Annotated in this window: 9 protein-coding genes and 1 pseudogene; 6 read left to right on the forward strand and 4 right to left on the reverse strand. The window is 56.5% G+C overall.

The window, feature by feature from the left end:
• Nucleotides 1-83: pseudogene (locus WFM46_RS20520) on the forward strand (4,5-DOPA dioxygenase extradiol); the annotation flags it as partial.
• An 81-nt stretch (nt 84-164) separates the two neighbouring features.
• On the opposite strand, the gene WFM46_RS20525 reads toward WFM46_RS20520, so the two are convergent.
• The 3 genes from WFM46_RS20525 to tolC form a co-directional block, all read right to left on the reverse strand.
• Nucleotides 165-1,325, reverse strand: coding sequence for a glutathionylspermidine synthase family protein (locus WFM46_RS20525; protein ID WP_336998401.1), 1,161 nt, complete (start codon nt 1,323-1,325; stop codon nt 165-167).
• Between the two features lie 2 nt (nt 1,326-1,327).
• Nucleotides 1,328-1,999 carry a DUF1190 family protein gene (locus WFM46_RS20530; protein ID WP_103176990.1) on the reverse strand — a complete coding sequence of 224 codons (672 nt, stop codon included), beginning with the start codon at nt 1,997-1,999 and terminating at the stop codon, nt 1,328-1,330.
• Nucleotides 2,000-2,173: 174 nt separating this feature from the next.
• A complete protein-coding gene (gene tolC / locus WFM46_RS20535) occupies nt 2,174-3,604 on the reverse strand; it encodes an outer membrane channel protein TolC (protein ID WP_180209641.1) in 1,431 nt (476 codons plus the stop codon).
• A gap of 203 nt (nt 3,605-3,807) precedes the next feature.
• Here tolC and nudF point away from each other — a divergent pair, with 203 nt between their 5' ends.
• Genes nudF through parE form a run of 5 tightly spaced genes read left to right on the forward strand, consistent with a single transcriptional unit; the run spans nt 3,808 to nt 8,217 of the window.
• Nucleotides 3,808-4,440, forward strand: coding sequence for an ADP-ribose diphosphatase (gene nudF, locus WFM46_RS20540; RefSeq protein ID WP_180209640.1), 633 nt, complete (start codon nt 3,808-3,810; stop codon nt 4,438-4,440).
• A complete protein-coding gene (locus WFM46_RS20545) occupies nt 4,437-4,859 on the forward strand; it encodes a DUF1249 family protein (RefSeq protein WP_003862516.1) in 423 nt (140 codons plus the stop codon). Before nudF ends, WFM46_RS20545 begins: the two co-directional genes overlap by 4 nt.
• A gap of 28 nt (nt 4,860-4,887) precedes the next feature.
• A complete protein-coding gene (gene cpdA, locus WFM46_RS20550) occupies nt 4,888-5,715 on the forward strand; it encodes a 3',5'-cyclic-AMP phosphodiesterase (RefSeq protein ID WP_103176987.1) in 828 nt (275 codons plus the stop codon).
• A complete protein-coding gene (gene yqiA, locus WFM46_RS20555; protein WP_103176986.1) occupies nt 5,715-6,296 on the forward strand; it encodes an esterase YqiA in 582 nt (193 codons plus the stop codon). Before cpdA ends, yqiA begins: the two co-directional genes overlap by 1 nt.
• 28 nt (nt 6,297-6,324) lie before the next feature.
• A complete protein-coding gene (gene parE, locus WFM46_RS20560) occupies nt 6,325-8,217 on the forward strand; it encodes a DNA topoisomerase IV subunit B (RefSeq protein ID WP_103176985.1) in 1,893 nt (630 codons plus the stop codon).
• A 156-nt stretch (nt 8,218-8,373) separates the two neighbouring features.
• On the opposite strand, the gene WFM46_RS20565 is transcribed toward parE, so the two are convergent.
• Nucleotides 8,374-10,060, reverse strand: a 1,687-nt coding sequence (locus WFM46_RS20565; protein ID WP_336998402.1) for a CusA/CzcA family heavy metal efflux RND transporter, incomplete at its 5' end; no start/stop codon positions are given.

Raw genomic sequence — 10,060 nt, forward strand, 5'->3', positions numbered from 1 at the left:
GGGATGGTCAGGAGCCCGTTTCCACACCGGTGGACGGCATTGAGATGGGCAGCTTGAGTATGTTGTCGGTGCAGGTGGGGTAAAGCGCCCGGTGGCGCTGCGCTTACCGGGCCTGCGGAGTGATGTAGGCCGGGTAAGGCGAAGCCGCCACCCGGCACCACAGGCTACTCCACGAAGATATGCGGATAGAACCGCGACAGATCCTGGGTGATCAACGCCCGATCTTCACGAATACCAATCCCGGCTGGCTGATCGTTGATCAGCCAGCTGCCGATCAGCATGTAGCTGTCGCCATACTTCGGTAACTGACAGAACTGCTGGACGATCATCCCTTCTTCGCCATACGGACCTTCTACCGCTTCCACGGTGTTACCGTTTTCGATAATCGATACGTTGGCGCCTTCGCGGGAGAAAATCGGCTTTTTGACATACTTCTCCATCTGAGGATAGTCATCTTCCGCGAAGTAAGCGGGCAGCAGGTTTGGATGGTCCGGGAACATCTCCCACAGCAGCGGTAACAGCGCTTTGTTGGAGATAATGCTCTTCCAGGCCGGCTCCAGCCAGCGCACGCCGGCATCTTCCAGCTTGGTAGAGAAAACTTCGCGCAGCATGTATTCCCACGGATAGAGCTTGAACAGGTTACTGATTACCTGGTCCTGCAGATCGGTGAACTGGCCTTTTTCACCCAGCCCGATATCTTCCATGTAGAGAAATTCGCTGGCAACGTCCGCTTCGGCGGCGCAGTCCTGCAGGTACTGTACCGTGCCGCGATCTTCGACCGTGTCACGACAGCAGGCAAAGTGCAGCAGGTTGAAGCCGTGCTGTTCGCGCAGTTCAGCGAAACGCGCGATCAGCTTTTCCTGCAAGCTGTTGAACTGGTCACTGCCTTCCGGCAGATGGCCTGCGTTCTGCTGATCTTCCAGCCAGATCCACTGGAAGAAGGCCGCTTCATACAGGGAGGTTGGTGTATCGGCGTTGTTCTCAAGCAGCTTCGGCTCGCCGGTGCCATCCCACGCCAGATCGAGGCGGGAGTAGAGCGACGGCTGATGGGTCAGCCATGACTGACGCACAAAGCCCCAGGTGTGCTTCGGAATGCGGAATTTAGTCAGCAGCTCATCGCTGGCGATCACCTTTTCCACCACCTTCAGGCACATCTGATGCAGCTCCGCCGTCACCTCTTCCAGTTTTTCAACCTGGGCGAGGGTCAGCTTGTAGTAGGCATCTTCACACCAGTACGGCTCGCCGTACATGGTGTGGAAGTTGAAACCATATTCGGTGGCTTTTTCGCGCCAGTCCGGGCGCTCAACAATACTGACTCGTTCCATTATCAGCCGCCCATTGAGCGCGTTGAGGTGCCGGTCGCGCTGCGCTGCATGGTGTTCTGTTTGGCAACAGATTCACCAAAGCCGCCGCGGGTAACGGTGCTGGTCGTAGCCGGTTTAGGCGCCATGGCGGTTTTCGGGACGGTCATGGTGCGGCCTGGCTGGGCAGCACCGTAACCTTTGCCGCTGGCATCGGTATACTGGCCGTAAGCCGGGCTGGCCGGGTTTTTAGAGCTGAACAGCGGTTGCTGTTGATAGCCCGCGCCGCCGCTCATCAGTCGGCCCATCATGTAACCGGCCATCAATGGCATCCAGAAACTGCCGCTGGATTGCGCCTGCGCCTGGTTTTCTGGCGCCGTGCCCGCCTGAGCTGGAGCTGGTGCCTGCTGGCACTGGCCTTCGCCAAATTCCGCCACGCAGTCTTCACGGCTGGCATATTTCGGCGCGGTACGTTCGGCCTCTTTCAGGGCATTGTTGTAGGCGGTAGTACACTCTGCCTTGTTGCCGGTGGCGGAGGCACAGTCATCGGCATTCTGGTAGAGCGAAACCGTTTCGTCGCTTTGCTCACAGCCTGCCAGCATAAACACGGCGCCCAGCGCCAGGGCGACAGGAGTGAGGTGACGCGCGTTCCAGCTTTTGCGGAACGTGGCGTGATTAATGGATTTTGTCCGTTTCATGATCGTCTTCCAGGACCCAGTGATAAAACACAGAAAATAACGCTCAGAATAGAGGATGAGTGGTGGAAATTGAAGCGATGGGGGCGAAACTGGGGGATCTTTACGTTGGCTTACGTTTTTTTGTCGGGCAGCGCGATAATACCCGGCCAGGATAGCCCTGGCCGGATGACAGCATTAGTTGCTGGTGGTACGCGCAGCGGCGGCGGTTAAGCCATCAGCAGAGGCAGCCTGCTGTGGATTTTCCGGAGCCACAACCTCTGGGGTAGTGGAGATAGGTTTACCCAGAGCGCCGTTCAGCGCCAGCAGATCCTGCTCGTTCAACGTACCCAGCGCCGACTTGATGTTCAGCTGGTTAATCAGGTAGTTGTAACGGGCGTTGGAGAGCTGTTGTTTGGCGTTGTAGAGCGTGGTGGTCGCATCCAGAACGTCAACAATGGTACGGGTACCCACCGAGTAACCGGCTTCCGATGCATCCAGAGAGCTCTGGGCAGAGACAACGGCCTGTTTGTAGGCGTTGATGCTGCTGATAGAGGCGTTCACGTTGTTGAAGGAGGAACGCACGGTCTGAACCACGCTGCGGTGCGCACTTTCAAGCTGTTCGCTGGCGCCGACAAAGTTGTACTGCGCCTGTTTCACCTGCGAATTGACCTGACCACCCTGATAAATCGGCAGGGAGAAACTCAGACCAATTTGGTTCTGACCGACATCGCTGTCGCTGTACTGACCACCCTGGGCACCGCTGGTTCTGGAGCCGCTGTAGCTGGTATTCGACACGCTGGTAGAGGCGTTCAGGCTCAGGGTCGGCAGGTGGCCATCCTGTGCCTGGCGAATTTGCTCGCGAGCCAGATCCTGGTTCAGGCGGGCCTGCAGCAGGCTAAGGTTACGGTTTTCAGCTTCTTTCAGCAGGGCATTCACCGCCTGCGGCTTGTCAGTTTTGAAGCGTTCAACGTTCAGGGAAGCCAGTTGCGGATAGTAGTTACCGGTGACCTGACGCAGCTGTTCAACGGCGTTATCCAGGTCGTTACGCGCGGTTACTTCGTTCGCCAGCACGCTGTCGTATTGTGAACGGGCGTTCTGCACGTCGGTAATGGCGACCAGACCCACGTTAAAACGCTGGGTGGTCTGATCGAGTTGACGGTAGATGGCTTGTTTCTGCGCTTCAATATAGGAGAGCGTGTCGATGGCGCTCAGCACTCTGAAGTAGGCGGTGGCCGTGTTCAGGATCAGCGTCTGCTGGTCGGTCTGATAGGTGACATCCTGAATACCGGCTGCTTTTTCCTGCAGGCTCAGGGTACGCCATTTAGACATATCAAACAGCGTCTGGGTCAACTGGAGTGAACCGCTGGTGACGTTGGAGTCGATGCCATTCGCATCACGATAGCCGTTGTTATAGGTATAATCAGCACCTAAACCCAGCTGTGGTAATAATGGACTGCGTGCTTCATTAATTTTTTCAAATGCAGCGTCACGATCGGCAGCGGACTTGCGCAGTTCCGGGTTGCTCAGACGTGCCTGCTTATAAACCTGTATCAGGTCTTCTGCCTGACTCAACGCGCTGAAGCCCGTCAGGCTCAGGCCGATGAGGATGGGGAGCAATTTCTTCATTTGCTTTCCTTGTTGTGAAGCTTTGTTAGCGCTGATCTAATTAAAAAATATCTACCGATTCTAGCAGACTTCGCCACTGCAAAAGGTTGGCGTTCCGTGCCATGCGGCAGTAACTTGCACCAATTTACCATACTGTTGTAGAAACCGCAGTTTAGCAGATTGGAATTTCACCTTAACGCCACCATAAATAACAGGACGCAAACATGGAAAAACCAGAGAAGATGCCAGTGACATTCACAAAAAACGATGTAGAAATTATTGCACGAGAAACGCTCTACAGCGGATTTTTTTCACTGGAATTATACCGTTTTCGCCATCGTCTGTTTAACGGCGAAATGAGTGGCGAAGTGCGGCGCGAAATTTTTGAGCGCGGGCATGCTGCAGTCTTGCTACCCTTTGACCCAGTGCGTGATGAAGTGGTACTGGTAGAGCAGATTCGCATTGCCGCGCTGGATACCAGCGAAAGCCCGTGGCTGCTGGAGATGGTAGCCGGGATGGTTGAAGCAGGCGAGACCCCGGATGAGGTTGCCCGTCGCGAGGCGATGGAAGAGGCCGGGCTGATGGTTGGGCGTACAAAACCGATTTCGAATTATCTGGCAAGCCCTGGCGGCACCAGCGAGCGTTTATCGGTTCTGGTAGGCGAAGTGGACGCCACGACCGCGCAAGGGATTCACGGTCTGGTTGATGAAAACGAAGATATTCGTGTTCATGTGGTAAGTCGGGAGCAGGCTTATCAATGGGTAGAAGAGGGGAAAATCGACAACGCGGCGTCTGTCATCGCTTTGCAATGGCTACAGCTGCACTATCAGGAATTAAGAAACGAGTGGAAAAAATGAAGCGTTATACACCTGACTTCCCTGAAATGATGCGCCTGTGCGAAACCAACTTCGCCCAGTTGCGCCGTTTGCTGCCGCGTAATGACGCGCCCGGCGAAACAGTGAGCTATCAGGTGAGCAACGCGCAGTATCGGTTAACGATTACGGAATCAACCCGTTACACTACGCTGGTGGAGATTGAACAAACGGCACCTTCCATCAGCTACTGGAGCCTGCCGTCGATGACGGTGCGGCTGTACCATGACGCGATGGTCGCTGAAGTGTGTTCAAGTCAGCAGATCTTCCGCTTCAAAGCGCGTTATGATTACCCAAATAAAAAGTTGCATCAACGTGACGAAAAGCATCAAATTAATCAGTTTCTGGCTGATTGGCTAAGATACTGTTTAGCACATGGAGCGATGGCGATTCCGGTTTGTTAGCGTCGTGAAACCTACCTAAGGACACCATTTGGAAAGCCTGTTGAACCTGACTGTTGCTGGTGGGGCGCCAGTCAGGGTATTACAAATTACCGATACTCACCTGTTTGCCAATAAGCATGAAACCCTGTTAGGTGTGAATACCTGGGAGAGTTATCAGGCTGTTCTGGAAGCCATTCATGGCCAGAAGCGCGAATGCGATTTGATAGTCGCAACGGGCGATTTGGCGCAGGACCAAACCGCCGCGGCTTATCAGCATTTCGCTGAAGGTACCGCGAGCTTTCACGCGCCCTGCGTCTGGTTACCGGGAAACCACGATTTTCAACCTGCGATGTACAGCGCACTTCAGGATTCAGGCATTTCGCCCGCTAAACGGGTCTACGCCGGCGACCACTGGCAGATTCTGCTGCTCGACAGCCAGGTCTTCGGCGTGCCGCACGGTGAGCTGAGCGATTTTCAGCTGGAGTGGCTGGAAGCGAAACTGGCGGCTGAGCCGGAGCGCAACACCCTGCTTTTACTGCATCATCATCCGCTGCCGGCAGGATGTAGCTGGCTCGATCAGCACAGTCTGCGCAACTCCGCCGCCCTGGATCAGGTGCTGGAAAAATTCCCGCGGGTGAAGCACTTGCTCTGCGGGCATATCCATCAGGAGCAGGATCTCGACTGGAACGGTCGTCGCCTGCTGGCTACGCCTTCTACCTGCGTGCAGTTCAAACCGCATTGCGCGAACTTCACGTTAGATACCATTGCGCCAGGCTGGCGCTGGCTGGAACTGCATGCCGACGGCTCGTTGACCACCGAAGTCTGCCGCCTGGAAGGCACCCGGTTCCGCCCGGATACCGCTTCAGAAGGCTACTGATGTCTGCGCTCCTTTATCTGCACGGGTTCAACAGCTCCCCGCGCTCGGCAAAAGCGACGCTGTTTCGCCAATGGCTGGAGGTTCATCATCCCGACGTCGAGATGATCGTCCCGCAATTGCCGCCGTACCCGGCTGACGCCGCCGAGATGCTGGAGACCATCGTCATGGCGCACGGCGGCGAGCCTTTCGGTGTGGTGGGCTCTTCCCTTGGTGGCTACTACGCCACCTGGCTCTCTCAGTGCTTTATGCTGCCCGCCGTGGTGGTGAACCCAGCGGTGCGGCCTTTTGAGCTGCTGGTGGGCTATCTTGGGCACAACGAGAACCCCTACACCGGACAGCAATATGTGCTAGAGTCTCGCCATATTTACGACCTCAAAGTGATGCAGATTGATCCGCTGGAAGCGCCAGATCTTATCTGGCTGCTGCAACAGACGGGTGATGAAGTGCTGGATTACCGCCAGGCAGTGGCGTATTACGCCTCCTGCCGCCAGACTGTAGAAGAGGGTGGCAACCACGCTTTCACGGGCTTTGAGGATCATTTCACCCAGATTGTCGATTTTCTCGGTCTGCACAGCCTCTGACAATCGCTGCGAATTGCTAGTTTAAATCATGACGCAAACCTATAACGCTGATGCCATTGAGGTACTCACCGGGCTTGAGCCGGTTCGCCGCCGTCCGGGGATGTACACCGATACCACGCGCCCAAACCATCTGGGCCAGGAAGTAATTGATAACAGCGTCGACGAAGCGCTGGCGGGTCATGCCAGACGCGTTGACGTTATTCTGCATGCCGACCAGTCGCTGGAAGTGATCGACGACGGGCGCGGCATGCCTGTCGATATCCACCCGGAAGAGGGTGTGCCGGCGGTTGAACTGATCCTCTGCCGCCTGCATGCGGGCGGTAAGTTCTCCAATAAAAATTACCAGTTCTCAGGCGGTCTGCACGGGGTAGGTATCTCCGTGGTGAACGCCCTGTCCAAACGCGTTGAAGTGACCGTTAAGCGCGACGGCCAGGTCTACAACATCGCCTTTGAGAACGGCGATAAAGTGCAGGATTTGCAGGTGATCGGTACCTGCGCGAAACGCAATACCGGTACCAGCGTCCACTTCTGGCCGGACGAGAGCTTCTTCGACAGCCCGCGTTTCTCGGTTTCTCGCTTAACGCACATCCTGAAAGCGAAAGCGGTGCTCTGCCCTGGGGTAGAAATTACCTTCAAGGATGAGGTCAACAACAGCGAGCAGCGCTGGTGCTACCAGGATGGTCTGAATGATTACCTGGGCGAAGCGGTTAACGGCCTGCCAACCCTGCCGGAAAAACCGTTTATCGGTAATTTTGCCGGTGATACGGAAGCGGTGGACTGGGCGCTGCTGTGGCTGCCGGAAGGCGGCGAGCTGCTGACTGAAAGCTACGTTAACCTGATCCCGACCATGCAGGGCGGCACGCACGTGAACGGCCTGCGCCAGGGGCTGCTGGACGCGATGCGTGAGTTCTGCGAATACCGCAACATCCTGCCGCGCGGCGTGAAGCTGTCGGCGGAAGATATCTGGGAGCGCTGCGCCTACGTCCTCTCCGTGAAGATGCAGGATCCGCAGTTTGCCGGTCAGACTAAAGAGCGGCTCTCATCACGCCAGTGCGCGGCGTTTGTCTCCGGCGTGGTGAAAGATGCCTTCAGCCTGTGGCTGAACCAGAACGTGCAGGCCGCAGAAATGCTGGCCGAAATGGCGATCTCCAGCGCCCAGCGCCGTCTGCGCGCGGCGAAGAAAGTGGTGCGCAAAAAGCTCACCAGCGGCCCTGCGCTGCCGGGCAAGCTGGCGGACTGTACCGCACAGGATCTGAACCGCACCGAGCTGTTCCTCGTGGAAGGGGACTCTGCGGGTGGGTCGGCCAAGCAGGCGCGCGACCGTGAATATCAGGCGATCATGCCGCTGAAGGGTAAGATCCTTAACACCTGGGAAGTCTCTTCCGATGAGGTGCTGGCGTCCCAGGAGGTGCATGACATCTCGGTGGCGATCGGTATTGATCCGGACAGCGAAGATCTCAGCCAGCTGCGTTACGGCAAGATCTGTATCCTTGCGGATGCGGACTCCGATGGTCTGCACATCGCCACCCTGCTGTGCGCGCTCTTTGTGAAGCATTTCCGCACGCTGGTGAAAAACGGCCATGTCTATGTGGCGCTGCCGCCGTTGTACCGTATCGATCTCGGTAAAGAGGTCTATTACGCCCTGACGGAAGAAGAGAAAGCGGGCGTGCTGGAACAGCTTAAACGCAAGAAGGGCAAACCTAACGTGCAGCGCTTTAAAGGGCTGGGCGAGATGAACCCGTTGCAGCTGCGTGAAACCACGCTCGATCCGAACACCCGCCGTCTGGTGCAGCTCACCATCAGCGATGAAGATGAGCAGCAGACCACTGCGGTGATGGATATGCTGCTGGCCAAGAAGCGCTCGGAAGACCGCCGCAACTGGCTGCAGGAGAAGGGCGACCTGGCAGATATCGAGGGTTGATGGCATTACCGTGCTGACCTCACTGCGGATGCAGATCGCTGCTCAGAGCCTCTCCCGTAGCGATCGCTGACCAGCGAGTTCTCTTTTCATAAGGCCTTTATCCGCCGCGTTAGCTGCTGAATAACGCAAACGGGTAAAGGCCCAGGAAAAGTCTTTCTAAACGCGGGCGCGACGGTGCCCGTGCAGCCACATCAATTTATAGGCCGCCGGAATAATAAACAGCGACAGCAGTGGTGCTGTGATCATGCCACCAATCATCGGGGCAGCAATCCGGCTCATCACTTCCGAGCCTGCGCCAGCGCCCCATAAAATGGGCAGCAAACCGGCAAGGATCACCGCGACCGTCATCGCTTTAGGCCGCACACGCAGAACCGCCCCCTGATACAGCGCAGCGTCCAGTTTTACAGTACTGAAGGTGCGTGGATCGTCCAGAGATGGATCGGCCTCGATGGCATGGCGCAGATACATCAACATTACTACCCCAAATTCCGCGGCTACCCCGGCCAGCGCAATAAAGCCAGTACCGGTGGCTACCGACATGTGAAACCCCATCCATAACAGGAACCAGAACCCGCCCACCAGGGCAAAGGGGACGCTGGTAATGATCAGTAACGCTTCACCAACGCGACGAAATGCCAGATACAGCAGCACAAAGATGATGAGTAATGTCATCGGCACCATCAATTTCAGCTTCTGGCTGGCGCGCTCAAGGTATTCAAACTGCCCGGAGAAGGTTACGCTGATGCCGGGTTTTAACTGCACATTTTCAGCAATCGCCTGCTTCAGGTCGTTAACTACCGACAACAGGTCACGATCGCGGGCATCAATATAAATCCAGCCTGTGGGACGCGCGTTTTCTGTTTTGAGCATCGACGCGCCTGTTGAGACCGTTACGTCTGCGACATCCCCAAGGGTGATTTGCTGTTTCATCGGGGTCAGGATGGGCAACTGACGCAACTGTTCCGGGCTATTGCGATAGCGTTGGGGATAGCGAAGGTTCACAGGATAGCGTTCAATGCCCTCCACCGTTTCGCCAATCATGGCCCCACCGACGGCGGAGGTAATAAACAGCTGCACGTCGGCTGGGGTCATACCGTAGCGCGCCGCTCTGTCGCGCTGGATCTCCACGTTGATATAGCGCCCGCCAGCCAGACGCTCTGCCAGAGCCGAGGTGACCCCCGGCACGGTTCTGGCCACCCCTTCAATCTGCTCTGCTGTGGCGTCGATATCGGCCAGAACCCTACCGGAGACTTTGATGCCAATAGGGCTTTTTATCCCGGTCGAGAGCATATCAATGCGGTTACGGATGGGCGGTACCCAGAGGTTTGCCAGCCCCGGCAGGCGCACCGTTTTATCCAGCTCGGCCACGATCTTGTCCATTGTCATACCCGGCCGCCACTGATCTTCAGGTTTCAGCTGAATGGTTGTCTCCACCATCTCCAGCGGTGCCGGGTCGGTTGCCGTTTCCGCTTTTCCGGTTTTGCCAAAAACGCGCGCAACTTCCGGCACGGTCATGATCAGTTTATCGGTAGTTTGCAACATCGCCGCCGCTTGCGCAGCGGAAATGCCCGGCAGGGTAGAGGGCATATACAGCAGATCGCCTTCATTAATTTGCGGCAGAAACTCCCCCCCGATCTTATTGAGCGGCCAGATGACGGTCAAAACCGACAGCACCGCCACCAGTAAGGTCGTTTTCGGCCAGCGCAGCACTTTGAGCAACAGGGGGTGATACAGGCGGATCAACAGGCGGTTCAATGGATTACTGGTTTCCGCCGGGATCTTACCTCTGATCCACAATCCCATCAGGATCGGGATCACCATGATCGCTAATAGGGCAGCCCCC

Source organism: Leclercia sp. M50 (assembly GCF_037150775.1).
Classification (GTDB): domain Bacteria; phylum Pseudomonadota; class Gammaproteobacteria; order Enterobacterales; family Enterobacteriaceae; genus Enterobacter.

Coding starts and splice junctions, on each gene's coding strand:
- WFM46_RS20530 (WP_103176990.1), bottom strand. CDS start 1,999: ATGAAACGGACAAAATCCATTAATCACGCCACGTTCCGCAAAAGCTGG.
- WFM46_RS20545 (WP_003862516.1), top strand. CDS start 4,437: ATGAAGCGTTATACACCTGACTTCCCTGAAATGATGCGCCTGTGCGAA.
- yqiA (WP_103176986.1), top strand. CDS start 5,715: ATGTCTGCGCTCCTTTATCTGCACGGGTTCAACAGCTCCCCGCGCTCG.
- WFM46_RS20525 (WP_336998401.1), bottom strand. CDS start 1,325: ATGGAACGAGTCAGTATTGTTGAGCGCCCGGACTGGCGCGAAAAAGCC.
- nudF (WP_180209640.1), top strand. CDS start 3,808: ATGGAAAAACCAGAGAAGATGCCAGTGACATTCACAAAAAACGATGTA.
- tolC (WP_180209641.1), bottom strand. CDS start 3,604: ATGAAGAAATTGCTCCCCATCCTCATCGGCCTGAGCCTGACGGGCTTC.
- parE (WP_103176985.1), top strand. CDS start 6,325: ATGACGCAAACCTATAACGCTGATGCCATTGAGGTACTCACCGGGCTT.